Genomic DNA, 24586 nt, shown 5'->3' on the forward strand with positions numbered 1-24586 from the left:
GTGCGGCGTGCGACTCAGTGGAACGAGTCGCCGCAGGCGCAGGAGCCCGTGGCGTTCGGGTTGTCGATCGTGAAGCCCTGCTTCTCGATCGTGTCGACGAAGTCGATGACCGCGCCGTTGAGGTAGGGGACGCTCATCCGGTCGACGACGACGGCCACGCCGTCGAAGTCGGTGACGACGTCGCCGTCGAGGGTGCGCTCGTCGAAGAAGAGCTGGTAGCGCAGACCCGAGCAGCCGCCGGGCTGCACCGAGATCCGCAGCGACAGGTCGTCGCGACCCTCCTGCTCGAGCAGGCTGCTGACCTTCGCGGCCGCCACCGGGCTCAGGTTGATCTGGTCCTCACGGCGCTCGAAGTCCACCGGTGCCGCGACGGTCGTGGTCGCGCCGGGGGCCTCGTGGCTGTGGCCGCCTCCGCAGCAGCTGTCGCTCATGCTCACTCCAGGTGTGTCAGGTCGGTGTTCGACTGCCTCAATGGTCGCACACTCGCGGTTATTCCCCCCAGACCAGGACCGGCTTGACCACGGTGCCGGCCTTCGCGTCGGCCACGGCGTCGGCGATCCGCTCGAACGGGTACGTCGTCACGAGGTGGTCGACGTCGAACCTCCCTGCCTCCCGCAGCGCGATCAGCTCGGGGATGGTGACCAGCGGGTCGGCCTCCCCCTCGATCGACGAGCGGACGATCTTGCCGGACTGGAGCAGGTCGATCGCGTCGATGGTGTACTCCGCCGCGCCCAGGCCGAGCGCGACGAGCAGGCCCCGCGGCCGCAGCGAGCGCTGGGCCTGCAGCACGACCGGCGCGAGCGCCGTCGTGTCGATCGCGTACGCCGCGCCGCCGCCCGTGAGCGCCTTGACCCGCTCCTCGACCGGCCCGGCGGTCTCGTCGGCGGTCTCGTCGGCGGGGTCGACGGCGTGGGCGCCGTACTCCTCGGCGAGGGCGCGCCGCGCGGCGACCGGGTCGACGGCCACGACCGTCTCCAGGCCCGCGCCGCGGGCGACGGCGATCGCGGCCAGGCCGACCGCGCCCGCGCCGAACACCACGATCGGCTCCTCCGGCGACGGGTCGAGGACGTTGAGCACGGTGCCGGCCCCGGTCTGGAAGCCGCAGGCGAAGGGCGCCAGCCGGGTCAGGTCGAGCGCCTTGTCGACGACGACGCAGTTGTCGGCGTACGCCAGGGCGTGGCGGGCGAGGCTGGACTGGCCGAAGAAGCTGCCGAAGACGGTCCCGTCGCCGTCCGCGCGCCTCATGGTGGTCGAGCCGTCGGCCCGCATGCCCAGGTAGTTGAGCAGCAGCGACTGCTCGCAGTAGCCGACGTCGCCGGCCTTGCACGGCTCGCAGGCCCGGCAGGAGCGGAAGCTCATCACCACGTGGTCGCCGACCTCGATGCCGGCGACGGCGGAGCCGACCCTCTCGACGACGCCGGTGCCCTCGTGGCCGACGACGGTCGGCAGCATCTCCTGCGGCAGCATCGTCGGCACGGTCAGGTCGGTGTGGCACAGCCCGGTGGCGACGACCCGGACCAGCACCTCGTCGTCGCGGGCTCCTCGAGGTCGACGTCGGCGCGGACGAAGTCGCCGCCCGGCTCCTCGACGAGATAGGCGGTGGTCCTCACGCGTCACGCTCCAGCCAGAAGTAGTAGAGGTCGTCGATGCCGAAGGTGCCGGCGAGCTTGCCGTTCATGATCCCCATCACGGTGTCGGCGTCGACCTTCTTGAAGTGGTCGAGGACGGGCAGCCTGTCGTAGACCATCGTGGCGGTGACCTCGCCACGGAAGCCGACCGGCCACAGCGACGCCTCGCCGCCGCCACCGGCCGCGAGGTTGGAGTAGAGCTGGCCGTCCTCGTCGCGGCAGACCAGCGGGACCGCCTCGAGCGGACTGTCGAACCGCTTCCCGTGCCAGCGCACCTCCTGCAGGATCGTGCCGGCGACGTGCCCGGTGGCGAAGTCGCCGCCACGCCAGGCGCCGAGCATCTCGTCGACCGCCACGGTCGCGAGATCGGCCCAGAGGGCGTCCAGGTCGCCGGGATCGGCGTGCGCGGCGGCCCGCAGGTCGTCGAAGCGCGTTCTGAGGTCGGTCACGCGAGCAATCTAGAACACGTTCCACTGTTCGGGCGAGGGATGCGCGGGATTCAGAGATTCCGCCAGTGTGCGTGCATCACGGCGCGCAGCAGGCGGCACCTGCTGGCGGAATCTCTCAGCCCGACCAGGTCCGCGCCACCCGTGCGGCGAGCTCGGCCAGCGCCCCCGCCGGGTCGCCGAAGGCGCGCTCCTCCCCCACCGCGTCGACGAGGGAGTACGCCGCGTCCATGCCGAGCGCGCGCATCTCGCGCGAGCCGACCAGGACCTGGCCCGCGAGCGCCACGCACGGCCGGAGGGCGGCCGCGGCGACCGCCGCCACGCCCGCCGGCACCTTGCCGGCCCGGCTGCTGAAGTCGAAGGCGCCCTCACCGGTGAGGACCAGGTCGGCGGCGCCCGCCTGCCGGGCGAGGTCCACCGCCTCGGCGACCAGCTCGATGCCCGAGACCCGGGTCCCCCGAGCAGCATCAGCGCGAAGCCCAGGCCGCCGGCGGCCCCCGCGCCCGGCTCCAGCGACACCCGGCGGTCGGTCGCCGCGGCGAACTGCTCCAGGAAGCCGTCGAGCAGGATCTGGGCCTCCTCGTCGAGGCCCTTCTGCGCGCCGAAGGTCCGGGTCGCCCCGAACAGGCCGGTGAGCGGGCTGTCGACGTCGGTCGCCGCGATGATCTCGACCCCGTCGATCAGTCCCCGGGCGATGCTGAGGTCGACCCGGGTGACCCCGTCGAGGAAGATCCCGCCGACGTCCAGCGAGACGTCCGCGTCGGCGCCCAGCGCGGCCAGCAGCCCCGCCCCGCCGTCGTTCGTCCCCGACCCGCCGAGCCCGACCACCACCCGGGTCGCGCCCGCGTTGACCGCCTCGAGCAGCAGCCGCCCGACGCCGACCGTCGTACCGAACTCGCCCATCGTGCCGCCGGTCAGGTGGACCCCGCAGACCTGGGCGCTCTCGACGTACACCGTGTCGCCGACCTTGAGGATCGTCGCCGGCACCTCGTGCCCCTGCGGCGCCTCCGCCACGACGGCCAGCAGGTCACCGCCGAGGCTCGCGTGCAGCACGTCGACGAAGCCGGGGCCCCCGTCGGACATGGGCGCGAGGACGACCTCGTCGTCGGGCGCGTACCGGCGCCAGCCGGCCGCGATCGCCTCGGCCGCCTCGACGGCCGTCAGGGTGCCCGCGAACTTGTCAGGGGCGACGAGGACGCGCATGGCGTCATCATGGCGGAAGCCGGACGGGCGTGGGGCCACCACCGAGGCCCGTGTCCGCCGGTGGCCAAACTAGGATGGAGCCATGACCACCGTGGACCTTCCGCTGCTGCCGCTGGGCCGGGGCACGGACCCGCTCTCCGAGCGGGGCGTCGAGTGCCCGGGCGACCTGCCGGCGCCCTCCGACCCGGACCTGGTGGCGCGCGCCCGCGCGGCCAAGGAGAAGCTCGGCGAGCGGCTCTTCGTGCTCGGGCACCACTACCAGCGCGACGAGGTCATCCAGTTCGCCGATGTCACCGGCGACTCCTTCAAGCTCGCCCGCGACGCGGCGGCGCGCCCGGACGCGGAGTACATCGTCTTCTGCGGCGTGCACTTCATGGCCGAGTCGGCCGACATCCTCACCGGGCCGCGGCAGCGGGTGATCCTGCCCGACCTCGCCGCCGGCTGCTCGATGGCCGACATGGCGCGGATCGCGCAGGTCGAGAGGGCCTGGGAGGCGCTCGCGGCGGCCGGGGTGCAGGACGCCGTCGTCCCGGTGACCTACATGAACTCCAGCGCCGCGATCAAGGCGTTCTGCGGCCGCAACGGCGGGGTCGTGTGCACCTCCTCAAACGCCGAGGTCGCGCTCGACTGGGCCTTCCAGCAGAAGGGCGCGGACACCAAGGTGCTGTTCCTGCCCGACCAGCACCTCGGCCGCAACACCGCCGTCCTGCAGCTCGGCATCGGGCTCGACGAGTGCGTCGTGTGGAACCCCCACAAGCCGAACGGCGGGCTGAGCGCCGAGGAGCTCGCCAACGCCCGGATGATCCTGTGGAAGGGCCACTGCTCGGTCCACGGCCGGTTCTCCGCCGACGTCATCGACGAGCTGCGGGCGAAGGTCCCCGACCTCAACGTGCTCGTCCACCCGGAGTGCCAGCACGAGGTGGTCCTCAAGGCCGACCTGGTCGGCTCCACGGAGTTCATCATCAAGACCATCGAGGCGGCGCCCGCCGGCTCGAGCTGGGCGATCGGCACCGAGCTCAACCTCGTGCAGCGCCTCGCCGACGCCCACCCGGACAAGAACATCATGTTCCTGGACCGGAACGTCTGCTACTGCTCGACGATGAACCGGATCGACCTGCCCCACTTCGTGTGGGCGCTGGAGAACCTCGTCGAGGGCGTGGTCGTCAACCAGATCGAGGTCGACCCGCAGACCGAGGCCGACGCGCTCACCGCGCTGCAGCGGATGCTCGACCTCCCGGGGAAGTCCCATCGTGACTGACACCGAGGTCGGCCGGTCCGGGCCGACGCAGCCGAAGTCCAGTCCGGCCAGGAAGGCCTGAGCGTGTTCAAGCGCACCAAGTCCCCCGTCGAGCAGCAGGGCGCCGCGCCCGCCAAGGAGGGCGGCAAGGGCCGCCCGACGCCCACCCGCAAGGAGGCCGAGGCCGCCGCGAAGGCCCGCGCCAAGGCGCCGCGCGACCGCAAGGAGGCCTCGCGCCGGCAGCGCGAGTTCCGGGCCGAGGAGAGCCGCAAGATCCGCCAGGGGATGAAGAGCGGCGACGAGCGCTACTTCCTGCCCCGCGACAAGGGCCGGGTACGCCGGTTCATCCGCGACTACGTCGACGCGCGCTTCTCGATCGTCGAGATGGTCATCCCGCTGATGATCGTCGGCCTGATCCTCGGCTACACCGGCAACTCCGCGCTGGTGCAGGCGAGCAGCCTGGTCCTGCTGGCCACGGTGCTGTTCGTGGTGACCGACATGGTGCTGCTGCGGTTCCGGCTGCGCCGCGAGCTGCGCCGCCGGTTCCCCGACGAGCCGCTCAAGGGCACCACCTACTACGCGCTGACCCGCTCGATGCAGATGAAGTTCATGCGCCTGCCCAAGGCCCGCGTGAAGATCGGCCAGCCGCTGCCGGAGGACTACGACAAGTAGCGCGGGCCACCGCTCCCCCGCGGGCGCCGCGCGCGAGCCGCAACGCCGCTCTCGTTGCTCCGGACGGGCCGAGCCGGCTGTAACACGTGGTTCGCGCCCCTACCAGCCGCAAGACATCGCCATCGGGCGTCTGTGCGGGGCTGGAACAGTCGCCACGGGGCTGCCAGGGCTGCGAACAACGTGTTACAGCAGCGCCCGCCCCGACCCAGGCGCGGCCGAGGGGGCTCAGCCGAGGATCTCCGAGCGGCGCGGGGACCGGGTCTTGGCCGGATCGGTGACGACGATGCCGTCGAGCACCCGGTCGATCGCGGCCAGCGTCTCGGCGTCCAGCCGCACGCCGGCGGCCGCGACGTTCTCGGTGACCTGCTCGGGCCGGCTGGCGCCGATGATCGCCGCGGAGACGTTGTCGTTCTGCAGCACCCATGCGACGGCGAGCTGGGCCATCGAGAGCCCCGCCGCCTCCGCGATCGGCTGCAGCTGCTGGACCCGCTCCAGCACGTCGTCCTTGAGCCAGCGGCCGACGTTGTCGGCGCCGCCCTTGGTGTCGGTGGCGCGCGAGCCCGCCGGGGGCGGCCGGCCCGGGAGGTACTTGCCGGTCAGCACGCCCTGGGCGATCGGCGACCAGACGATCTGGCCGATCCCGAGCTCCTTCGACGCCGGGACCACCTCGGCCTCGATGACCCGCCACAGCATGGAGTACTGCGGCTGGTTGGAGATCAGCGGCACCCGGAGCTCCTTCGCCAGCGCGGCGGCGGCGCGGATCTCCTCGGCGCGCCACTCCGAGACCCCGATGTAGAGCGCCTTCCCTGAGCGGACGACGTCCGCGAAGGCCAGCATGGTCTCCTCCAGCGGCGTCTCGTGGTCGTAGCGGTGGGCCTGGTAGAGGTCGACGTAGTCGGTGCCGAGCCGGCGCAGCGAGCCGTCGATCGACTCCATGATGTGCTTGCGGGACAGGCCGTGGTCGTTGTGCTTGCCCGGACCGGTCGGCCAGAAGACCTTGGTGAAGATCTCCAGGCCCTCGCGCCGCTCCCCCGCCAGCGCCTTCCCGAGCACCGTCTCAGCAGCGGTGTTGGCGTAGACGTCGGCGGTGTCGAAGGTCGTGATGCCCTCGTCGATGGCCTGCCGGACGCACGCCAGCGCGGCGTCCTCCTCGACCTGGGAGCCGTGCGTGAGCCAGTTGCCGTAGGCGATGGCCGAGATGCGGAGGCCACTCGCGCCGAGGTTGCGAATCTCCATGCCCCGACCCTAGTGGGCAGGTCCATGCCGGCGCCCTGCCAGACTGGCGGCCATGGTCGCTGCTGACGTCTCCGTACGGGTCGCCTGGCCGGCCGACGCCGCCGGGATCGCCGCGGTCCAGCTCCGCGCCTGGAGGGAGCGGTACGACGACGGGCTGGCCGCGCGGCTCGGGCTCGACGACGCCACCCTCGCCGAGGCCTGGCAGCAGTCCCTCGCGCGCCCGCCCGAGGCCCGGCACCGCGCCCTGGTGGCACTGGCGCACGACCGGGTGGTCGGCTTCGCCGTGACCGGCCCCAGCCCCGACCCGGACGCCGACCCGGCCGCCGACGGGGAGATGGCCGAGTTCACCGTCGACCCGGCCGAGCAGCGGGCCGGCCACGGCTCCCGCCTGCTCCAGGCCTGCGTCGACACCCTGGTCGCCGACGGCTTCGGCCGCGCGGTGTGCTGGGTCGAGGCCACCGACGACGTGCTGCGGGCGTTCCTGACCGACGCCGGCTGGGGTCCCGACGGCGCGAGCCGCGAGCTCGCCGACGAGGCCGGGAGCGGGTCCGTCAAGCAGGTCCGGCTGCACACCGCGCTCGCCTGACGGCCGATGAGCACCGAGCAGGAGGCCCGGCGGGGCGTCGTACGGGACAGCCTGGGGGTGGCGATCGCGACCGGGACCTACGGGCTCAGCTTCGGCGCGGTGGGCGTGGCCTCGGGGCTGGACGTCGCCCAGACCTGCGCCCTGTCGCTGGTGATGTTCACCGGGGCGTCGCAGTTCGCGATGGCGGGCGTGCTCGGCTCGGGCGGCACACCCCTCGCGGGCGCGCTGACCGCCCTCCTGCTCGGGACCCGCAACACGCTCTACGGCCTGCGGATGGCGCCGCTGCTCGGCTACCGCGGCTGGCGGCGAATCGCCGCCGCCCAGGTGCTCATCGACGAGTCCACCGCGATGAGCGTGACCCGCCCGAGCCGGGAGCTGGCGCGGACCGGGTTCCTCACGACCGGGCTGACCATCTTCGTGCTCTGGAACCTCACGACGCTCGCCGGCGCGGTCGCCGGCGAGCAGCTCGGCGACCCGCGCGACCTCGGCCTGGACGCCGCCGTCGGCGCGGCCTTCCTGGCGCTGCTCTGGCCGCGGCTGAGCACGCCGGTGCTGCGGGCGACCGCGGTGCTGGCGGCGCTGGTCGCCGCGGGTGCGGTGACGGTGACGCCGGCCGGCGTGCCGGTGCTCGTCGCGGCGGGTGTCGCCGTCCTGGTGGGAGCGCTGACCCGATGATCTGGTGGGCGGTGCTCGGCGCCGGGGTCGGCTGCTACCTGCTCAAGCTCGCCGGGCTCTCCGTGCCCGCGAAGGTGCTGGGCAACCCGCTGGTGGCCCGGATCGCCGACCTCATCCCGGTGGCGCTGCTCGCCGCGCTCGTCACCGTGCAGGTGCTGGCCGCGCCCGAGGGCCGTGCGCTGGTGCTCGACGCCCGGCTGCTCGCGCTGGGCGTGGCCGTCCTGCTGCTCCTCGCCCGCGCGCCCTTCCTCGTCGTGGTCTTCGGCTCGGCCGCCGCGGCGGCGCTGGTCCGCCTGCTCTAGTCGAGGTCCAGGAAGTGCTCGAGGCCGACCGTGAGGCCGGGGAACGAGCCGATCCTGCGGACACCGGTGAGGACGCCGGGCGTGAAGGACACCCGGTCGAGGGAGTCGTGGCGGATGGTGAGCGTCTCCCCCAGGCCGCCGAGGACGACCTCCTGGTGGGCGACCAGGCCGCGGATCCGCAGGCCGTGGACCCGGATCCCGTCGACGTCGGCGCCGCGGGCGCCCTCCAGGCCGGTGCTCGTCGCGTCCGGGATCGGCGGGCTGCCGGCCTCGCGGCGGGCGGCCGCGATCAGCTCGGCGGTACGACGCGCGGTCCCGCTCGGCGCGTCGGCCTTGGTCGGGTGGTGCAGCTCGACGACCTCGACCGACTCGAAGAAGGGCGCGGCGACGGCCGAGAACCTCATCATCAGGATCGCGCCGATGGAGAAGTTGGGGGCGATGAGCACGCCGGTGCCCGGGCTGTCGGCGAGCCAGCCGCGGAGGATGTCGAGGCGGGCGTCGTCGAAGCCCGTCGTACCGACGACGGCGTGGATGCCGTTCTCGACGCAGTAGCGCAGGTTGTCCATCACCACGTCGGGGTGGGTGAAGTCGACGACCACGCGGGTGCCGCTCTCGGCGAGGGCGGCGATCGGGTCGCCCTGGTCGACCCCGACGGTGAAGTCGAGGTCGTCGGCGCCCTCGACCGCGCTGACGACCTCGGCGCCCACCTTCCCCCGGGACCCGAGGACGCCCACCCGGAGTCGCTCGCCTGCTGCCTGATCCGCGACACGTGAACTCACGGCACCAAGGTAGTGCGTCGGCCCGGCCCCCGTTCTGGCAGGCTGACCCCATGGTGAACAAGATCCCGGCCCGGATCCGGTGGGCGGTGGACTTCATGGACGTCCAGCCCAACGACCACGTGCTGGAGATCGGCTGCGGCAACGGCGCGGCGGCGGACCTCATCTGCCGCCGGCTCGAGGGCAAGGGCAAGATGTTCGCGATCGACCGCTCCGAGGCGGGTGTCGACCGCACCAAGCAGCGCTGCGCCGAGCACATCGAGGCCGGCCGGCTCACCGTGCGCCAGATCGACCTGGCCACCCTCCGGGTGCCCGTCAAGCGCCTCACCAAGGTCTTCGCCTTCGACGTCAACCTGTTCTGGGTGCGCGACGCCCACGAGGAGATCGCGCTCCTCCACGAGCGGCTGATGCCCGGCGGCTCGGTCAACCTGTTCTTCGACACCTCGCGCCCCGAGCAGGTGCCGGACATCCTCGCCAAGGCGTCCGCGCAGCTGCGCGACGGCGGCTTCCGGGTCTACATCGTCGACTCCAAGATGCCCCCCGTGATCGGCATCATCGGGCGCCGCTGAGCCCGCTCCGCGGGCCCGCGGCGCGGTGCCCGATTGGCCCTGACGACGTCACCTGTTGTTAATCTGCCGGGGCAGCATGCCCGCCTCCCAGGCTGGCCTGACTCTCGGAACTCGCGATCCTGACGCGACCGCTCGGTGACGCACCGCGCCGTCGCGTCGGGGCCGCGCCTCCGGGAACCGCCGGGAACGGACATGCGTCCTGACCCGCGAGACCCTGGAGAGACGTGACCGACACCACCAGCAGGACCGAGCATCCGCGCGCCACCGGGCTGGCCGAGGCGCTGACGACGCCGGCCGCGGACGTCGTACCCCATCCGGCGCTGGACCAGGCGGTCGAGGTGGACGAGCCCACCCGCCGCGGCCTGGACCCGATCGTGTTCGGCATCGCCGGCGCGGTGAGCATCGCCTTCGTCGTCTGGGGGCTGGTGAGCACGTCCTCGCTCAGCACCGCCTCGGGCCACGCCCTGGACTGGGTCATGCAGAACACCGGCTGGCTGTTCGTGCTGACCTCCAGCGGCTTCGTGGTGTTCGTGATCTGGCTGGCGGTGAGCAAGTACGGCACGATCCCGCTGGGCCGCGACGACGAGGAGCCGGAGTTCCGGACGACGTCGTGGATCGCGATGATGTTCAGCGCCGGCATGGGCATCGGCCTGATGTTCTACGGCGTCAGCGAGCCGCTCTCACACTTCGTCACCCCGCCGCCGGGCACGGACGGCGGCGACACCGCCGCGCAGACCGCGATGGCGACGACGATGTTCCACTGGACGCTGCACCCGTGGGCGATCTACGCCGTCGTCGGCCTCGCGATCGCGTACGGCGTCTACCGCAAGGGCCGGGTCCAGCTCATCTCCGCGGCGTTCGCGCCGCTGCTCGGCAAGCGGGCCTCCGGCGGCGCCGGCCGGGTGATCGACATGTTCGCGATCTTCGCGACGCTGTTCGGCTCGGCCACCTCCCTCGGCCTGGGCGCGCTGCAGATCAGCAGCGGGCTCGAGATCGTCGGCGACATCGGCCCGCTCGGCAACGGCGCCCTCGTCGTGATCATCACCGTGCTGACCGTCGCCTTCGTGCTCTCGGCGGTCTCCGGCGTGGCCAAGGGCATCCAGTGGCTGTCCAATATCAACATGGTGCTGGCCCTCGTGCTCGCGCTGTTCCTGTTCGTCGTCGGGCCGACCGTGTTCATCCTCAACCTGGTCCCCACCTCGCTCGGCAGCTACGCGCAGGACCTGGCCATGATGGCCGCCCGCACCGGCGCCGAGGGCGCCGACACCGAGGCCTGGCTGAGCGGCTGGACCGTCTTCTACTGGGCCTGGTGGCTCTCGTGGACGCCCTTCGTCGGCATGTTCATCGCGCGCATCTCGCGCGGGCGCACCATCCGCCAGTTCGTCACCGGCGTACTGCTCGTGCCGAGCGTCGTGAGCGTGCTGTGGTTCTGCATCCTCGGCGGCACCGCCATCGACCTGCAGGAGAGCGGCACCGACATCGCCGGCGCCGGCGGGCTGGAGGCGCAGCTCTTCGGCACCCTCGACGCCCTCCCCCTCGCGACGCTCGCCAGCATCCTGGTGATGGTCCTGGTCGCGATCTTCTTCGTCTCCGGCGCCGACGCCGCCTCGATCGTGATGGGCAGCCTGTCCGAGCGCGGCACCACCGAGCCGCGCCGTCCCGTGGTGATCTTCTGGGGCGTCGCGACCGGCGCCGTGGCGGCGGTGATGCTGCTGGCCGGCGGCACCGACGCCCTCGAGGGCCTCCAGACGATCACCATCGTCGCGGCGCTGCCGTTCGTGCTGATCATGGTCGGCCTCGCGGCCTCCCTCGTCCGCGAGCTGCGCAACGACCCGATGGTCGTGCGCCGCCGGTACGGCGAGGAGGCGGTCGAGCAGGCCGTCATCACCGGCGTGACCGAGCACGGCGACGACTTCGCGCTCGCGATCGAGCCGGTGGACCCGGAGCCCGAGGACGCTTTCCCGCGCTGACGTTACGTCGCTAGGCCGGCCCGACGAGGGCGAGCAGCTCGGGCCGGCCGAAGACCGCGGCAGCGACGTCGCGGACGTCGTCGAGCGTGACCGCCTCGATCCGCGCGATCACCTCGTCGATGCCGAGCACCTCGCCGTTGACGAGCTCGTTCTTGCCCAGGCGCATCATCCGCGAGCCGGAGTCCTCCAGGCCCAGGATCATCCCGCCGACCAGCTGTCCCTTGCCGCGGGCGAGCTCGTCGGCCGTGATCCCCTCGTCGGCGATCAGGTCGAGCTGCTCGCGGACGACGTGCAGCACCTCGTCGGCGCGGTCGGGCAGGCAGCCCACCGCCACGCCGACGAGGCCGGAGTCGGCGTAGTGGCTGGCGAAGGAGTAGACGGAGTAGGCCAGCCCGCGCTGCTCGCGGACCTCCTGGAAGAGCCGGCTCGACGTCCCGCCGCCCAGGGCGGTGTTGAGCACCCCGAGGGCGTAGCGCCGGTCGTCGTCACGGGTCAGGCCCTCGCGGCCGACGACCAGGTTGACCTGCTCGAAGGGCCGGTCCACCTGCCCGGCGGCCGCGGCCACCCTCGGGCGGCGCCGGGCGGTCGTCGTACGGGAGGGCGTGGGGGCGGCGGTGCCCTCGAGCCAGCCGTGGCGGCCGAACGCCCTCTTCACCGCTCGTACGACGGCCGCGTGGTCGAGCGCGCCGGCGACCGAGACCACGGTGTTGGCCGGCGCGTAGTGCCGCCGGTAGAAGCGCTTGATCTGCGCCGGGGTCATCGCCTCGATCGAGCCGGTGGTGCCGGCGATCGGGCGCCCGAGCGCGGAGTCCTCGCCCCAGGTGAGCGCCGCGAGCAGGTTCTGCACGACGTCGTCGGGGTCGTCGTCGTGCATGGCGATCTCGTCGAGGATCACGTCCCGCTCGGCGTCGACGTCGTGGGTGGCGATGACGGAGCCGGTGATCATGTCGCCGAGGACGTCGACGGCCAGGGGCAGGTCGCCGGAGAGCACCCGGGCGTGGAAGCAGGTGTACTCCTTCGCGGTGAACGCGTTGAACTCCCCGCCCACGGCGTCGAGCTCGATGGAGATGTCGAGCGCGGAGCGCTCGGTGGTGCCCTTGAAGAGCAGGTGCTCGAGGAAGTGCGAGGCGCCGTGCGTGCTGGCCCGCTCGTCGCGGGAGCCGACCCCGACCCAGACACCGATCGACGCGGACCGGGCGCCGGCCATCTGCTCGGTGACGATCCGCAGCCCGGACGGCAGCCGGGTACGCCGTACCAGCGAGGTCACCTGGCCGGAGGGGTCGCGGACGGTCTCGAGCGTGCGGGTCGAGGCACCGGCACGGGAGACGGCCGACGGCCGGCCAGCGGAGCGCTGACCGGCCGTCGTGGAGCGGGCCGTGCTCACTCGGAGTCCGACTCCTCGCCCTCGGCGGCCTCGCCGCCCTCAGCGCCCTCGGCCTCCTCGACCACGGGGATGAGCGAGAGCTTGCCGCGGTCGTCGATCTCGGCGATCTCGACCTGCAGCTTCTGCCCGACCGAGACGACGTCCTCGACGTTCTCGACGCGCTTGCCGCCGGCGAGAGAGCGCAGCTTGCTGATGTGCAGCAGGCCGTCCTTGCCGGGCAGCAGCGCGATGAACGCGCCGAAGTTGGTCGTCTTCACGACGGTGCCGAGGTAGCGCTCGCCGACCTCCGGCATCGTCGGGTTGGCGATCGCGTTGATCGCCGCACGGGCGGCCTCGGCGGCCTCACCGTTGGTCGCGCCGATGTAGACGGTGCCGTCGTCCTCGATGGAGATCGAGGCGCCGGTGTCGTCCTGCAGCTGGTTGATGACCTTGCCCTTGGGCCCGATGACCTCGCCGATCTTGTCGACGGGCACCTTGACGGTGATGATCCGGGGCGCGTGGATCGACATCTCCTCGGGAGCGTCGATGGCCTCGCCCATGACCTCGAGGATCGTCAGGCGGGCGTCGCGGGCCTGGGTGAGGGCCTGCGCGAGGACCTCGGCCGGGATGCCGTCGAGCTTGGTGTCGAGCTGGAGCGCGGTGACGAACTCCTTGGTGCCGGCGACCTTGAAGTCCATGTCGCCGAACGCGTCCTCCGCGCCGAGGATGTCGGTGAGCGCGACGTACTCCGTCTTGCCGTCGATCTCGCCGGACACCAGGCCCATGGCGATGCCCGCGACCGGCGCCTTCAGCGGCACGCCGGCCTGCAGCAGCGACAGGGTCGAGGCGCAGACCGAGCCCATCGAGGTGGAGCCGTTGGAGCCCATCGCCTCGGAGAGCTGGCGGATGGCGTACGGGAACTCCTCACGGTCGGGGAGCACCGGCAGCAGCGCCCGGCGGGCGAGCGCGCCGTGGCCGACCTCGCGGCGCTTCGGCGAGCCGACGCGGCCGGTCTCGCCGGTCGAGAACGGCGGGAAGATGTACTTGTGCATGTAGCGCCGGTGGGTCTCCGGCGACAGCGTGTCGATCTGCTGCTCCATCTTGAGCATGTCGAGGGTGGTGACGCCCAGGATCTGGGTCTCGCCGCGCTCGAACAGCGCCGAGCCGTGCACCCGCGGGACCACGTCGACCTCGGCGTGCAGCGGCCGGATGTCGGCCAGGCCGCGACCGTCGATGCGGACCTTGTCGCGCAGGATGCGCTCGCGCACGACCTGCTTGTTGACCGAGCGGAAGGCCGCTCCGATCTCCTTCTCGCGACCCTCGAACTGGCCGGTGAGCTTCTCCAGCAGGCCGGCCTTGAGCTCGTCGGTGCGCGCCTCGCGCTCCTGCTTGTCGCCGATGGTCATCGCGCCGGTCAGGTCGTCCTTGACCGCGGCCTCGACGGCGGCGTAGACGTCGTCCTCGTAGTCGAGGAAGACCGGGAACTCCTGGACCGGCTTGGCGGCCACGTTGGCCAGCTCGACCTGGGCCTCGACCAGCTGCTTGATGAACGGCTTGGCGGCCTCGAGACCACCGGCCACGACCTCCTCGGTCGGCGCCTGGGCACCGCCGCGGACCAGCTCGATGGTCTCCTCGGTGGCCTCGGCCTCGACCATCATGATCGCGACGTCGCCGGTCTCGGTGACCCGGCCGGCGACGACCATGTCGAAGACGGCCTTCTCCAGCTGGCTGTGGGTCGGGAAGGCGACCCACTGGCCGTCGATGAGGGCGACGCGGGTGGCGCCGACCGGTCCGCTGAACGGCAGGCCGGAGAGCTGGGTGGACAGCGACGCGGCGTTGATCGCGAGCACGTCGTACGGCGTGTCGGGGTTGAGCGCCATCACGGTGATGACGACCTGCACCTCGTTGCGCAGGCCCTTCTTGAAGGTCGGGCGCAGCGGCCGGTCGATCAGGCGGCAGGTGAGGATCGCGTCCTCGCCCGGGCGGCCCTCGGAGCGGAAGAACGAGCCGGGGATCCGGCCCGCGGCGTACATCCGCTCCTCGACGTCGATCGTGAGCGGGAAGAAGTCGAAGTGGTCCTTGGGGTGCTTGCCGGCGGTGGTGGCCGAGAGCAGCATGGTGTCGTCGTCGAGGTAGGCGGTCACCGATCCGGCGGCCTGCCGGGCCAGGAGGCCCGTCTCGAACTTGATCTTGCGGGTGCCGAACTTGCCGTTGTCGAGAACGGTCTCGACCTCGGAGATGACGGGTTCAGTCAACTGTCTTCTCTTATTCGTACGTGCGGGGCACGCTGCCCCGCGGGAATGGACTTGGTTGTCACCGGTCAGCGTAACGACCAACGCGGCGAAATGCAGAACGGGCGACCCCGGAGGGTCGCCCGTTCACGACACTATCCCGTCGCTCGGCGCGTGCGGCCGCAACGCCGGGGACGCTCCGCCGAGCGGCGAGATCAGCGACGAAGGCCCAAGCGCTCGACGATGGAGCGGTAGCGCTCGATCTCGGTCTTCTTCAGGTAGTTGAGAAGACGGCGGCGCTGGCCGACGAGCAGGAGCAGGCCACGACGGCTGTGGTGGTCGTGCTTGTGCTGCTTGAGGTGCTCGGTCAGGTGGCTGATGCGGTGGCTGAGCAACGCGATCTGCACCTCGGGCGAACCGGTGTCGCCCTCGGTCGTGGCGTACTCGGCGATGATCTTCTTCTTGGTCTCAGCGTCGGTACCGACTGCCATGGGACTCCCTGTTCACTCGTTGCGCGGCGCCCCAGCCTGAAATCCTGGAGCTCTCTTGGTCCGCGGCCGTTCTGACGGCAACCGCACAAGGCTAACAGCGGGGATCACTCCGGACCGAATCGCTGTGCGACGATGCGCTCCGTGGACCTGACCGTCGCTCCCGGACCCGGCCTGCCGGAGGGCCTGGTCATCCCGGACGGCGAGCTGGTCGAGCGGTTCTCCCGCTCCCCCGGGCCCGGCGGGCAGTCGGTCAACACCACCGACAGCCGGGTCGAGCTGGTCTGGGATCCCGCCGCCTCGACGGCGCTGACCGACGCGCAGCGCACGCGCCTGCTCGGCCGGGCCGGCGGGCCGATCACGGTCGTGGCCCACGAGCACCGCTCCCAGCACCGCAACCGGGTCGCCGCGCGGGAGCGACTGGCCGCCCGGGTGCGCGAGCTGCTCGCTCCGCCGCCACCACAGCGCCGGGCGACGAAGCCGACCCGAGGCTCGAAGGAGCGCCGGCTCGACGCCAAGCGCCGACGCGGCCGCGCCAAGGAGCTGCGCGGCCGCGTCGACGACCGGTAGGCGACCACGCGGATGTGGCCGAGAGCGACCGGAGGCACAATCGATCGATGAGCATCGCTGAGGTCGCAGCAACCGGTGGGCAGGGATGGCGCCAGGTCGGCGATCTGTCCCTCGCCTTCGCTCTGACGTCGATCATCGGGCTGGAGCGGCAGTTCCGGGGCAAGAGCGCCGGCCTGCGCACCCAGAGCATCGTGGGCACCGCATCGGCTCTCATCCTGCTGGTCGGCAAGTACGGCTTCGACGACGTCCTCGGCCGGGAGTCGGTCGTCCTGGACCCGTCCCGCGTGGCCGCCCAGATCGTGTCCGGGATCGGATTCCTGGGAGCCGGGCTGATCATCACGCGCCGGGGCGCCATCCGCGGCCTGACCACCGCCGCATCGGTCTGGGAGGCCGCCGCCATCGGGATGGCCGCCGGTGCGGGCCTTCCGATCCTGGCGCTGGTCGTCACCGGACTCCACTTCGTGATCGTGCTGGCCTACACGCCACTCGGCCGCTTCGTCGCCAGCCGTGGGCACGCCGAACGCAGCTACACCGTGACCTACCTGGACAATCGCGGGGTCCTGCGAGAGCTGCTGGCCGCCTGCACCGCCCACGCCTGGAGGGTGCAGTCCATGTCGATCGCCGGCTACAGCGAGCCCGGCGAGCCCGGACGGGACACGGCGCAGGCCACCGGGACGAGGATGGTGACGGTCACCCTCACCATCCTCGGTCCCGGCGCGACCGACGCGGCAGCGGTGCTCGGCGAGCTCGACGGCGTGGTCCAGATCGACGCCGGCGACACCGAGGACGACTGACGGCGCTCAGACGCCGACCCCCTCGAGCACCACCAGGACGTCCTCCGCCGTGCGCGCCGCCCGCAGCCGGGCCACCGCCTCGGCGTCGACGAAGGTCTCCGCGATCCGGGAGAGCAGGGCCAGGTGGTCGTCGCCCGCGCCGGCGATGCCGATCACGAACTCGGTCGGCTTGCCGTTCCAGTCGATCGGCTCGTCGTACCGGACGAAGGAGAGGGCGCTGGACCGGATCAGGCCCTTGGCCTCGTTGGTGCCGTGCGGGATCGCCAGGCCGTTGCCCATGTGCGTGGAGACCGAGGTCTCGCGCTCGTGCATGGCCTCGACGTAGCCGGGGTCGACCGCGCCGGTGGCGACCAGCAGCCGCCCGGCCTCGTCGATCGCGGCCTCCCGCCCGGTCGCGGTCCCGCCGAGCACGATCGACGCCGGCGACAGCACCCCACCTGTCGCCGCCGGCGCCGACGGTGCCGCCGTTGCCGCCCTTGCCGCCGGACCACCGGCCGCCTCCGTGGAGCCCGGCCCACCGGACGACTCGCGGAGCAGCTCGACGATCTCGTCGTAGCGCGGGCTGCCCATGAAGTTGTCCACCGACACGTGCACCGCCGACGGGGTACGACGCCGCGCCCGCTCGGTGAGGTCCTGGTGGGACACGACGAGGTCGTAGACGTCGTCGAGGCCCGAGATCGCCTTGTTGACGACCGTGACGTCCGGGAAGCCGGCGGCCTGGATCTTGCGGCGCAGCACCGACGCGCCCATGGCGGAGGAGCCCATGCCGGCGTCGCAGGCGAAGACGATCGACGAGATCCCGCTGGTCCGGCCGCCCCCGAGCACGGAGGAGGCCAGGGACCTCTTGCCCTTCATCGACTCCATGGACGCCGTCGCGTCGGAGAGGTCGCCCTCGTCGGCGGACCGCTCGGTCTTGAGCAGGAAGGCGGCGACGAGGAAGGTGACCCCCGCGGCGAAGACCACCGAGCAGGTGACCCCGAGCAGGCTGTCGGCCGGCGCCTGCAGCCAGACGGCGATGATCGAGCCGGGCGCGGCCGGCGCCCGCAGCCCGGAGTCGAAGACCAGGTTGGTCGCGACGCCCGTCATGCCTCCGGCCATGAGGGCGAGGATGAGACGCGGCTTCATCAGCACGTACGGGAAGTAGATCTCGTGGATGCCGCCGAGGAAGTGGATGACGGCGGCGCCGGAGGCCGACGCCTTCGCCATGCCCTTGCCGAAGAACATGAAGGCCAGCAGCAGACCCAGGCCGGGTCCGGGGTTGGCCTCGATGAGGAACAGGATGGACTTGCCGTCCTCGACCGCCTGCGAGGTGCCGAGCGGGGTGAAGACGCCGTGGTTGATCGCGTTGTTGAGGAAGAGGACCTTGGCGGGCTCGACGAAGATCGAGGTGAGCGGCAGCAGGTCGTGCTCGACGAGGAAGTCGACGACGCTCTCCGCCCCGTTGGAGAAGCCCTTGACGAACGGACCGGCGACGGCGAAGCCGAAGATCGCCAGGATCATGCCCCAGATGCCGGCGGAGAAGTTGTTGACCAGCATCTCGAAGCCGGGCCGGATCCGGTGGCTCCACAGCGCGTCGAGGCGGCGCATCGTGTACCCGCCCAGCGGGCCCATGATCATCGCGCCGAGGAACATCGGCACGTCGGCACCGGTGACCGCGCCCATGGTGGCGATCGCGCCGACGACGCCGCCGCGCGCGTTGTCGCCGCCGTACGCCATCCGGCCGCCCGTGTAGCCGATGAGGATGGGCAGCAGATACGTGATCATCGGCCCGACGATGCCGCCGCCGTCGGCGTCCCAGCCGCCGAGGCTCGACACGAAGCCGTAGTCGTACTGACCCGGCTCGAGACCCGGCGCGTAGCCGAAGATCTTGTCGCCCACGAGGGTGATCCACCCGGTCTGGATGAAGAGCGCGGTGATCAGGCCCCAGGCGATGAACGCACCGATGTTGGGCAGCACCATGTTGGACAGGAAGGTGCCGAACTGCTGCACCCGAACGCGGGCGCCCCCGCGGGGGCCGTGGCCGTCGAAGCCATCTGGGTTCCTCTCGTCGAGTGACGTGCATCACGTCTCCTGAGGTCCAGTTTGCACATAATCGGGCACGTTGCCAAGCATTCGGGCACAAATTCACGTCCGAGAATGTGGTCTTTTGCTCCAGGGCGGACTAGCGTCGCCGTGACCGCCCCTGCGAAAGGACACCGTCGTCATGCTGGCACTGCGCTTCTACGCCCCCGAGGACCTCCGTCTCGAGGAGGTGCCCGAGCCGGTGTGCGGCCCGGACGAGGTCAAGCTGCGCGTGCGCAACTGCTCGACCTGCGGCACCGACGTGAAGATCCTCCACAACGGCCACCAGAACCTCACCCCGCCGCGCACCATCGGGCACGAGATCGCCGGCGAGGTCGTGGAGGTCGGCGACGGCGTGAACGCGACGTACGGCTCCGACTGGAAGGTCGGCGACCGCGCCCAGGTCATCGCGGCCGTCCCGTGCGGCGAGTGCCACGAGTGCCGCAAGGGCTGGATGGCGGTGTGCCAGAACCAGACCTCGGTCGGCTACCAGTACGACGGCGGGTTCGCCGAGTACATGATCGTCCCCCGCCAGGTGCTCAAGGTCGACGGCCTCAACCGGATCCCCGACAACGTGGGGTACGACGAGGCGTCGGCCGCCGAGCCCTTCGCCTGCGCCATCAACGCCCAGGAGCTGCTCGGCATCGAGGAGGGCGACACCGTCGTCGTCTTCGGCGCCGGCCCGATCGGCTGCATGCACATCCGGATCGCCCGCGGCGTCCACCGGGCCGGCCCGGTCTACCTGGTCGACGTCAACGCCGAGCGGCTGAAGATGTCCGCGGAGGCGGTCGCCCCCGACGAGGTCATCGACGCCGGCCAGGTCGACGTCGTCGAGCGGGTCATGGAGCTGACCGGCGGGCGCGGCGCCGACGTCGTCATCACCGCCACCGCCGCCAACGTCACCCAGGAGCAGGCCATCGCGATGGCCGCCCGCAACGGCCGGATCTCCTTCTTCGGCGGCCTGCCCAAGACGAACCCGACCATCACCTGCGACTCCAACGTCGTGCACTACCGCCAGCTGCACATCCACGGCGCCAACGGCTCCGCGCCCGAGCACAACAAGCGGGCGCTGGAGTACATCTCGACCGGTCAGGTGCCGGTCAAGGACCTGATCACCCGGCACATCCCGCTCACCGAGGTGATGGACGCCTTCTCCATCGTGCAGAACGGCGAGGCGATCAAGGTCACCGTCGAGCCGTGACCACGTCCCGGACCGCCTGACGGCCGGCGGCCGGGTCGGCGGCACCCATGGCGACCCGGGCCGCCTCCTCGCAGGCGGCGAAGGACACCGCGGAGAGCTGGGCGCCCACGGGCCGCACCGCCGCCGGCGCCATCGACAGCGAGGTGATGCCCATGCCGATGAGGGCGACCGCCAGCAGCGGGTCGGCCGCGGCCTCACCGCAGACGCCGACCGGCTTGCCGGCCGCGCGGCCGGCCGCCGCGGTCGCGGCGACCAGCTGCAGCACCGCCGGCTGCCAGGGATCGGTGAGGTGGGCGAGGTCCGAGGCCAGCCGGTCGGCCGCCATGACGTACTGGGTCAGGTCGTTGGTGCCGATCGAGAGGAAGTCGACCTCGGCGAGCAGCCGCTCGGCGAGGATCGCGGCGCTGGGCACCTCGATCATCACGCCCGCCCGGAGCCCGCGCTCGCGCACCTGGGCGGCGAACCCGGCGGCCTCGGCGACGGTCGCGACCATGGGCGCCATCACCCAGGTCTCGGCGCCGGTCTCCCTCGCCGCGGCGGCGATCCCGTCCAGCTGGCGCTCGAGCAGCGCGGGATTGTGCTCGGCCAGGCGCAGGCCGCGCACCCCCAGCGCGGGGTTCTCCTCCTCGTCGAGGGTCGCGAACGCGATCGGCTTGTCGGAGCCGGCGTCGAGGGTGCGTACGACGACCGGCCGGCCGTCCGCGGCGAACGGCCGCAGCGCGTCGGCGTACAGCGCCGCCTGCTCGTCGACCGACGGCTCGTCGCGGCGGTCCAGGAAGCACAGCTCGGTGCGGAACAGGCCGACGCCCTCGACCGGCGCGGCGGCCGCCGCGCGGGCGGACTCGGCGTCGCCGACGTTGGCGAGCAGCTTCACCCGGACGCCGTCGGTGGTGGTGGCCGGCCCGGTCCACTGCTCGATCGCCGCCCTGGCCTCCCGGTCGGCGGCGACCCGGGCACCGGCGTCCCCGGCGTCGACGGTCGGGTCGACCAGCCCGGCGGCCGCGTCGACCAGGACGGCGAGTCCGCTCGGCAGGGCGGTCGCGCCGGCGACCCCGACGACGCACGGGATCCCCAGCTGGCGCGCGATGATCGCGGTGTGGCTGGTGGCGCCGCCGCGCTCGGTGACCAGGCCGAGCACCTGCTCGGGGTCGAGGCCGGCGGCGTCGGCGGGGGCGAGGTCGGCCGCCACGAGCACCGACGGCTCCTCGAACCCGACGACACCGGGCTCGGGCTCGCCGACGAGCCGGGCCACCAGGCGGCGCTCGATGTCGCGCAGGTCGGTGGCCCGCTCGGCCATCAGGCCGCCCATGGCGGTGAAGACGTCGACGAACTGCGCGATGCCGTCGTGGACGGCGGCGAGCAGCGACTCCCCGGAGCCCAGCCGCGTGGCGACGGCCTGGCGCAGCCCCTTGTCGCGCGCCAGGCCCGCGCTGGCCGTCAGCACGGCGGCCGCGGCGCCGCTGGCCCGGGCCGCCTTGGCCGCGAAGCCGTCGGCGACGGCGGCCGACGCGGCGTCGTACTCCTCGAGCGCATGGTCGGCGTCCGGCGCCCGGACGGCGGCGTACTTCTCGATGGCCGCGGCCGAGACCTCCTGCGCGACCTGGACCACAGGCCCGTAGGCGACTCCGGGGACGACCGGCGTGCCGTGGAGGGGCGTGCCCTCGACGGCGGACAATGTGGGGGTGACCATGGCCACATTCAAGGCCACCCTCGCTTGACAGTCAACACATTCGGGTCTAAAACAACATAATCACAGATGCGATCGGATGCCGGTCGGCACCGATCGAGGTGAGGAGCACGCATGTACGCCGAGGAGCGGCACCAGTCGATCGCCGAGCTGGTCGCCCAGCGGGGCCGGGTCTCGGTGACCGAGCTCGCCGGCCACTTCGACGTGACCACCGAGACCGTGCGCCGCGACCTGTCCCAGCTGGAGCGGCTCAAGCTGCTGCGCCGGGTGCACGGCGGCGCCGTCTCCACCCGCTCGGTGACCATGCTCGAGCCGCGCCTGGACGACCGGGACCACGCCAACGAGGAGCAGAAGGAGCGGATCGCGCGCGCCGCCGTCGCCCTGCTCCCGGAGGGCGGCGGCACCCTGCTGCTCGACGCCGGCACCACCACCGCCCGGTTCGCCTCCCTGCTGCCCGCCGGCGAGCACTGGACCGTGATCACCCACGCGACGCCGATCGCGGCGATGCTCGCCCCGCTCCCCCATGTCGAGCTGCACCTGCTGCCGGGGCGGGTCCGCACGGCCACCCAGGCCGCGGTCGGCCACGCGACGGTCGAGGCCGTCGGCCACTTTCGCGCCGACGTGGCCTTCCTCGGCACCAACGGCATCACCGTCCGGCACGGCCTCTCCACGCCCGACCCCGAGGAGGCCGCGACCAAGCGCGCGCTCGTGGCGAGCGCCGACCGGGTGGTGGTCCTCACCGACGCCGCCAAGGTGGGCCAGGAGCGGATGGTCAGCTTCGCCGACCTCGCCGACGTCGACGTCCTGGTCACCGACGACGCCATCGCCGACGCCGACGAGCGGGCCTTCCTCGACGCCGGCCTCGAGGTGATCCGGGCGTGAGCCGGATCGTCACGCTCACCGCCAACCCGAGCTTCGACCAGACGGTCGCGCTGCCGGGTCCGCTGGAGCGTGGCACCGTGTCCCGGATCGAGGCGATGACCTCGCAGGCCGGCGGCAAGGGCGTCAACATCTCCCGCGCCGCCGTCGCCGCGGGCCTCGACACCCTCGCCGTGCTGCCCGCCCGGGCCGACGACCCCTTCGTCCACGAGCTGACCGCGGCCGGCATCGACTGCCGGACCTCCTCCCCCGCGGGCGCCATCCGGGTCAACCTGACCCTGACCGAGCCCGACGGCACGACCACCAAGCTCAACGAGCCCGGCGCCGCCGTCGACGCCGAGCACGCCGACGACCTGGCCGCCACCCTCGTCCGGCACGCCGAGGGCGGCGACTGGACGGTGCTGGCAGGCTCCCTGCCACCCGGCGTCGGCGTCGACTTCTACGCCGCCCTGGTGCCCCGGCTGCGCGGCATGACCCGGGTGGCCGTCGACACCAGCGACGCGCCGCTGGCCGCCCTCGTCGCGGCCCTCCCCGGCGCCGCGCCGGACCTGATGAAGCCGAACGCCGAGGAGCTGGCCTCGGTCACCGGCGCCTCCGCTGCGGACCTCGAGGCGAGCCCCACCGCGACCGCGGCGGCGGCCCGCACCCTGCTCGACCGGGGCGTCGGCGCGGTCCTGGCCACCCTGGGCGGCCACGGCGCCGTCCTCGTCGACGCCGACGGCGCCTGGCACGCCACGCCACCACCCACCACGGTCGTCAGCACCGTGGGCGCCGGCGACTGCACGCTGTTCGGCTACCTGCTCGCCCAGCTGCGCGGGCTGCCGCCGCCCGAGCGACTCGCCCTCGCGGTGGCCTACGGCAGCGCCGCGGCCGGTCTCCCCGGCACCACGATCCCCGGACTGGACGTCCTGCGCCCCGAGCAGGTCGCCCTCCGCGAGCTGGCGCTCACCTGAGCGCCACGCAGCACCCGCAGGCGCCCCGTCTGCAGACAGGAGTGAGGATGCCCAGCACGTCCGTCGTCGTCGGCTCGTCCGTCGGCCTGCACGCCCGTCCCGCCGCGATCATCGCCGAGGCGGCCGAGGCCGCCACCGGAACGGTCACCATCAACGGCGTCGACGCCAGCTCGTCGCTGATGATCATGACCCTCGGCGCGAAGTGCGGCGACACGGTGGAGGTCGCCGGCGACGACGACACCGCCGTCGCCACCATCGCCGCCCTCGTCGAGCAGGACCTCGACGCGGACTGAGCCGGACATGCACATGCTACTGTATGTGCATGTCACGCCCCGATGTCGTCTTCGACCGCCGGGTCCAGCTCCTGCTCGACCAGGAGACCTATCAGCGTGTCGCCGACGAGGCCGCCCGCACCGGCCGCAGCGTCAACGCCGTGCTGCGCGAGGCGATCACCGCGCGGTACGCCGACGAGGAGGCCGACGCCCGCCGGGCAGCCGCGGCGCGCGAGCTGCTCGAGATGATGAAGGCGAGCGAGCACGAGCCCCCGTTCGAGGGATTCGACGAGGACGCCTACTACGAGAACGACTGGTCACGCGAGATGAAGCGGCTGGAGACCGAGGGGCGACAGGCTTCGGCGTCGTGAGGCGAGTCTTCGTCGACAGCGCCGTGCTGCTCTACGGCTTCGGCGAAGCACATCGCTGGAGGCTCCCCTCCCAGGCGCTGGTCCAGGCCGCGGCAGCCGGCGAGGTCGCGGTCCACGTCAGCGTGGAGGCGCTTCAGGAGTTCCTCCACCACCGGATGCGCCGGTGTCCCCGGTCGCTCGCACTCCAGCAGGCAGAGAGGGTCGCCACCGTCACGCGGGCTCACGACTTCGACCATGTCATCTGGGACCGCGCCCTCCGGCTGGTCGAATCGACTCCGATCCGGGGCCGCGACGCCATCCACGCCGCGACCGCCCTGGAGCACGGCTTCGCCGAGATCGTCACCACCGACGCCGACTTCGTGGTCGTGCCCGGCCTGACTCCGGTGGCACCGGACCAACTGGGGCTCTGAGCCCGA

Annotated in this window: 26 protein-coding genes and 1 pseudogene; 15 read left to right on the top strand and 12 right to left on the bottom strand. The window is 72.3% G+C overall.

Features of this window, described 5'->3' with window-relative positions:
* Positions 1–14: 14 nt before the first annotated feature.
* The 5 genes and pseudogenes from FIV44_RS01680 to FIV44_RS33790 all read right to left on the bottom strand — a co-directional run bounded on the left by FIV44_RS01680 (position 15) and on the right by FIV44_RS33790 (position 3277).
* Positions 15–431 carry a HesB/IscA family protein gene (locus FIV44_RS01680; protein WP_246086759.1) on the bottom strand — a complete coding sequence of 139 codons (417 nt, stop codon included), beginning with the start codon at positions 429–431 and terminating at the stop codon, positions 15–17.
* A gap of 58 nt (positions 432–489) precedes the next feature.
* A complete protein-coding gene (locus FIV44_RS01685; protein WP_219996241.1) occupies positions 490–1524 on the bottom strand; it encodes an NAD(P)-dependent alcohol dehydrogenase in 1035 nt (344 codons plus the stop codon).
* The gene (locus tag FIV44_RS33005) at positions 1479–1610 is read right to left on the bottom strand and encodes a hypothetical protein (RefSeq protein ID WP_281285792.1); all 132 of its coding nucleotides are present in this window, start codon (positions 1608–1610) and stop codon (positions 1479–1481) included. Before FIV44_RS33005 ends, FIV44_RS01685 begins: the two co-directional genes overlap by 46 nt.
* Positions 1607–2077 carry a DUF4334 domain-containing protein gene (locus FIV44_RS01690; RefSeq protein ID WP_219996242.1) on the bottom strand — a complete coding sequence of 157 codons (471 nt, stop codon included), beginning with the start codon at positions 2075–2077 and terminating at the stop codon, positions 1607–1609. The genes FIV44_RS33005 and FIV44_RS01690 overlap by 4 nt, the downstream gene beginning before the upstream one ends.
* Before the next feature lie 115 nt (positions 2078–2192).
* A pseudogene (locus FIV44_RS33790) lies at positions 2193–3277 on the bottom strand (glycerate kinase family protein).
* Positions 3278–3359: 82 nt separating this feature from the next.
* Between FIV44_RS33790 and nadA the strand changes: the two are divergent.
* Together nadA and FIV44_RS01705 are read left to right on the top strand one after the other, a co-directional pair.
* Positions 3360–4535: a quinolinate synthase NadA gene (nadA, locus tag FIV44_RS01700; protein ID WP_141002988.1), complete on the top strand. Its 1176-nt coding sequence runs from the start codon at positions 3360–3362 to the stop codon at positions 4533–4535.
* Between the two features lie 63 nt (positions 4536–4598).
* The gene (locus FIV44_RS01705) at positions 4599–5186 is read left to right on the top strand and encodes a DUF3043 domain-containing protein (protein WP_141002989.1); all 588 of its coding nucleotides are present in this window, start codon (positions 4599–4601) and stop codon (positions 5184–5186) included.
* A gap of 225 nt (positions 5187–5411) precedes the next feature.
* Here the strand turns inward: FIV44_RS01705 and FIV44_RS01710 are convergent, their stop codons facing one another.
* Positions 5412–6422, bottom strand: coding sequence for an aldo/keto reductase family protein (locus tag FIV44_RS01710; RefSeq protein ID WP_141002990.1), 1011 nt, complete (start codon positions 6420–6422; stop codon positions 5412–5414).
* Between the two features lie 52 nt (positions 6423–6474).
* Here FIV44_RS01710 and FIV44_RS01715 point away from each other — a divergent pair, with 52 nt between their 5' ends.
* From FIV44_RS01715 to FIV44_RS01725, 3 genes are read left to right on the top strand one after another with little or no spacing between them, the layout of a single operon-like run.
* A complete protein-coding gene (locus tag FIV44_RS01715; RefSeq protein ID WP_141002991.1) occupies positions 6475–7008 on the top strand; it encodes a GNAT family N-acetyltransferase in 534 nt (177 codons plus the stop codon).
* Between the two features lie 6 nt (positions 7009–7014).
* On the top strand, positions 7015–7683 hold the full coding sequence (locus tag FIV44_RS01720; protein ID WP_141002992.1) for an AzlC family ABC transporter permease: 669 nt from the start codon (positions 7015–7017) through the stop codon (positions 7681–7683).
* The gene (locus FIV44_RS01725; RefSeq protein WP_141002993.1) at positions 7680–7985 is read left to right on the top strand and encodes an AzlD domain-containing protein; all 306 of its coding nucleotides are present in this window, start codon (positions 7680–7682) and stop codon (positions 7983–7985) included. Before FIV44_RS01720 ends, FIV44_RS01725 begins: the two co-directional genes overlap by 4 nt.
* Here FIV44_RS01725 and dapB read toward each other — a convergent pair.
* On the bottom strand, positions 7982–8764 hold the full coding sequence (dapB, locus tag FIV44_RS01730; RefSeq protein WP_141002994.1) for a 4-hydroxy-tetrahydrodipicolinate reductase: 783 nt from the start codon (positions 8762–8764) through the stop codon (positions 7982–7984). The two genes, FIV44_RS01725 and dapB, sit on opposite strands and share 4 nt — an antisense overlap.
* A 50-nt stretch (positions 8765–8814) precedes the next feature.
* On the opposite strand from dapB, the gene FIV44_RS01735 reads away from it, so the two are divergent.
* Together FIV44_RS01735 and FIV44_RS01740 are read left to right on the top strand one after the other, a co-directional pair.
* Positions 8815–9330, top strand: a complete 516-nt coding sequence (locus tag FIV44_RS01735; RefSeq protein ID WP_141002995.1) for a class I SAM-dependent methyltransferase — start codon at positions 8815–8817, stop codon at positions 9328–9330.
* Positions 9331–9554: 224 nt separating this feature from the next.
* Positions 9555–11300, top strand: a complete 1746-nt coding sequence (locus tag FIV44_RS01740) for a BCCT family transporter (protein ID WP_141002996.1) — start codon at positions 9555–9557, stop codon at positions 11298–11300.
* Between the two features lie 10 nt (positions 11301–11310).
* Here the strand turns inward: FIV44_RS01740 and FIV44_RS01745 are convergent, their stop codons facing one another.
* The 3 genes from FIV44_RS01745 to rpsO form a co-directional block, all read right to left on the bottom strand.
* Positions 11311–12684 carry a M16 family metallopeptidase gene (locus tag FIV44_RS01745; RefSeq protein ID WP_141002997.1) on the bottom strand — a complete coding sequence of 458 codons (1374 nt, stop codon included), beginning with the start codon at positions 12682–12684 and terminating at the stop codon, positions 11311–11313.
* Positions 12681–14918, bottom strand: coding sequence for a polyribonucleotide nucleotidyltransferase (locus FIV44_RS01750; protein ID WP_141002998.1), 2238 nt, complete (start codon positions 14916–14918; stop codon positions 12681–12683). The genes FIV44_RS01745 and FIV44_RS01750 overlap by 4 nt, the downstream gene beginning before the upstream one ends.
* Before the next feature lie 191 nt (positions 14919–15109).
* Complete coding sequence (rpsO, locus tag FIV44_RS01755) at positions 15110–15385, bottom strand: 30S ribosomal protein S15 (protein ID WP_036542197.1); 276 nt, start codon at positions 15383–15385, stop codon at positions 15110–15112.
* A gap of 132 nt (positions 15386–15517) precedes the next feature.
* Between rpsO and arfB the strand changes: the two genes are divergently transcribed.
* Together arfB and FIV44_RS01765 are read left to right on the top strand one after the other, a co-directional pair.
* Positions 15518–15952, top strand: a complete 435-nt coding sequence (gene arfB / locus FIV44_RS01760) for an alternative ribosome rescue aminoacyl-tRNA hydrolase ArfB (protein ID WP_141002999.1) — start codon at positions 15518–15520, stop codon at positions 15950–15952.
* A 47-nt stretch (positions 15953–15999) separates the two neighbouring features.
* A complete protein-coding gene (locus FIV44_RS01765) occupies positions 16000–16746 on the top strand; it encodes an MgtC/SapB family protein (RefSeq protein WP_141003000.1) in 747 nt (248 codons plus the stop codon).
* Between the two features lie 6 nt (positions 16747–16752).
* Here FIV44_RS01765 and FIV44_RS01770 read toward each other — a convergent pair whose 3' ends face one another.
* Entirely contained in the window at positions 16753–18735 is a 1983-nt protein-coding gene (locus tag FIV44_RS01770) for a PTS mannitol transporter subunit IICBA (RefSeq protein WP_246086760.1), read from the bottom strand.
* 214 nt (positions 18736–18949) lie between these two features.
* On the opposite strand from FIV44_RS01770, the gene FIV44_RS01775 reads away from it, so the two are divergent.
* Positions 18950–20008: a zinc-dependent dehydrogenase gene (locus tag FIV44_RS01775; protein ID WP_141003001.1), complete on the top strand. Its 1059-nt coding sequence runs from the start codon at positions 18950–18952 to the stop codon at positions 20006–20008.
* Here FIV44_RS01775 and ptsP read toward each other — a convergent pair.
* Entirely contained in the window at positions 19992–21698 is a 1707-nt protein-coding gene (gene ptsP, locus FIV44_RS01780; protein WP_141003002.1) for a phosphoenolpyruvate--protein phosphotransferase, read from the bottom strand. The genes FIV44_RS01775 and ptsP overlap by 17 nt on opposite strands.
* Before the next feature lie 111 nt (positions 21699–21809).
* On the opposite strand from ptsP, the gene FIV44_RS01785 reads away from it, so the two are divergent.
* From FIV44_RS01785 to FIV44_RS30130, 5 genes are read left to right on the top strand one after another with little or no spacing between them, the layout of a single operon-like run.
* Positions 21810–22577, top strand: a complete 768-nt coding sequence (locus tag FIV44_RS01785; protein ID WP_141003003.1) for a DeoR/GlpR family DNA-binding transcription regulator — start codon at positions 21810–21812, stop codon at positions 22575–22577.
* Positions 22574–23527, top strand: coding sequence for a 1-phosphofructokinase family hexose kinase (locus tag FIV44_RS01790; RefSeq protein ID WP_246086761.1), 954 nt, complete (start codon positions 22574–22576; stop codon positions 23525–23527). Before FIV44_RS01785 ends, FIV44_RS01790 begins: the two co-directional genes overlap by 4 nt.
* A 47-nt stretch (positions 23528–23574) precedes the next feature.
* Positions 23575–23820 carry an HPr family phosphocarrier protein gene (locus tag FIV44_RS01795; RefSeq protein WP_141003004.1) on the top strand — a complete coding sequence of 82 codons (246 nt, stop codon included), beginning with the start codon at positions 23575–23577 and terminating at the stop codon, positions 23818–23820.
* A gap of 29 nt (positions 23821–23849) precedes the next feature.
* Positions 23850–24170 (top strand): ribbon-helix-helix protein, CopG family, encoded by a 321-nt coding sequence (locus tag FIV44_RS30125; protein WP_181410927.1) that lies wholly within the window; start codon positions 23850–23852, stop codon positions 24168–24170.
* Positions 24167–24580, top strand: coding sequence for a type II toxin-antitoxin system VapC family toxin (locus FIV44_RS30130; RefSeq protein WP_181410928.1), 414 nt, complete (start codon positions 24167–24169; stop codon positions 24578–24580). Before FIV44_RS30125 ends, FIV44_RS30130 begins: the two co-directional genes overlap by 4 nt.
* Positions 24581–24586: the final 6 nt, after the last annotated feature.

The organism is Nocardioides humi (assembly GCF_006494775.1).
GTDB lineage: Bacteria > Actinomycetota > Actinomycetes > Propionibacteriales > Nocardioidaceae > Nocardioides > Nocardioides humi.

Bases quoted from the DNA above. Each gene is read 5' to 3' on its own strand.
- FIV44_RS01680 (WP_246086759.1), bottom strand. From the start codon at position 431: ATGAGCGACAGCTGCTGCGGAGGCGGCCACAGCCACGAGGCCCCCGGC.
- nadA (WP_141002988.1), top strand. From the start codon at position 3,360: ATGACCACCGTGGACCTTCCGCTGCTGCCGCTGGGCCGGGGCACGGAC.
- FIV44_RS01710 (WP_141002990.1), bottom strand. From the start codon at position 6,422: ATGGAGATTCGCAACCTCGGCGCGAGTGGCCTCCGCATCTCGGCCATC.
- FIV44_RS01715 (WP_141002991.1), top strand. From the start codon at position 6,475: ATGGTCGCTGCTGACGTCTCCGTACGGGTCGCCTGGCCGGCCGACGCC.
- FIV44_RS01720 (WP_141002992.1), top strand. From the start codon at position 7,015: ATGAGCACCGAGCAGGAGGCCCGGCGGGGCGTCGTACGGGACAGCCTG.
- FIV44_RS01725 (WP_141002993.1), top strand. From the start codon at position 7,680: ATGATCTGGTGGGCGGTGCTCGGCGCCGGGGTCGGCTGCTACCTGCTC.
- FIV44_RS01735 (WP_141002995.1), top strand. From the start codon at position 8,815: ATGGTGAACAAGATCCCGGCCCGGATCCGGTGGGCGGTGGACTTCATG.
- rpsO (WP_036542197.1), bottom strand. From the start codon at position 15,385: ATGGCAGTCGGTACCGACGCTGAGACCAAGAAGAAGATCATCGCCGAG.
- arfB (WP_141002999.1), top strand. From the start codon at position 15,518: ATGCGCTCCGTGGACCTGACCGTCGCTCCCGGACCCGGCCTGCCGGAG.
- FIV44_RS01765 (WP_141003000.1), top strand. From the start codon at position 16,000: ATGAGCATCGCTGAGGTCGCAGCAACCGGTGGGCAGGGATGGCGCCAG.
- FIV44_RS01775 (WP_141003001.1), top strand. From the start codon at position 18,950: ATGCTGGCACTGCGCTTCTACGCCCCCGAGGACCTCCGTCTCGAGGAG.
- ptsP (WP_141003002.1), bottom strand. From the start codon at position 21,698: ATGGTCACCCCCACATTGTCCGCCGTCGAGGGCACGCCCCTCCACGGC.
- FIV44_RS01785 (WP_141003003.1), top strand. From the start codon at position 21,810: ATGTACGCCGAGGAGCGGCACCAGTCGATCGCCGAGCTGGTCGCCCAG.
- FIV44_RS01795 (WP_141003004.1), top strand. From the start codon at position 23,575: ATGCCCAGCACGTCCGTCGTCGTCGGCTCGTCCGTCGGCCTGCACGCC.
- FIV44_RS30125 (WP_181410927.1), top strand. From the start codon at position 23,850: ATGTCACGCCCCGATGTCGTCTTCGACCGCCGGGTCCAGCTCCTGCTC.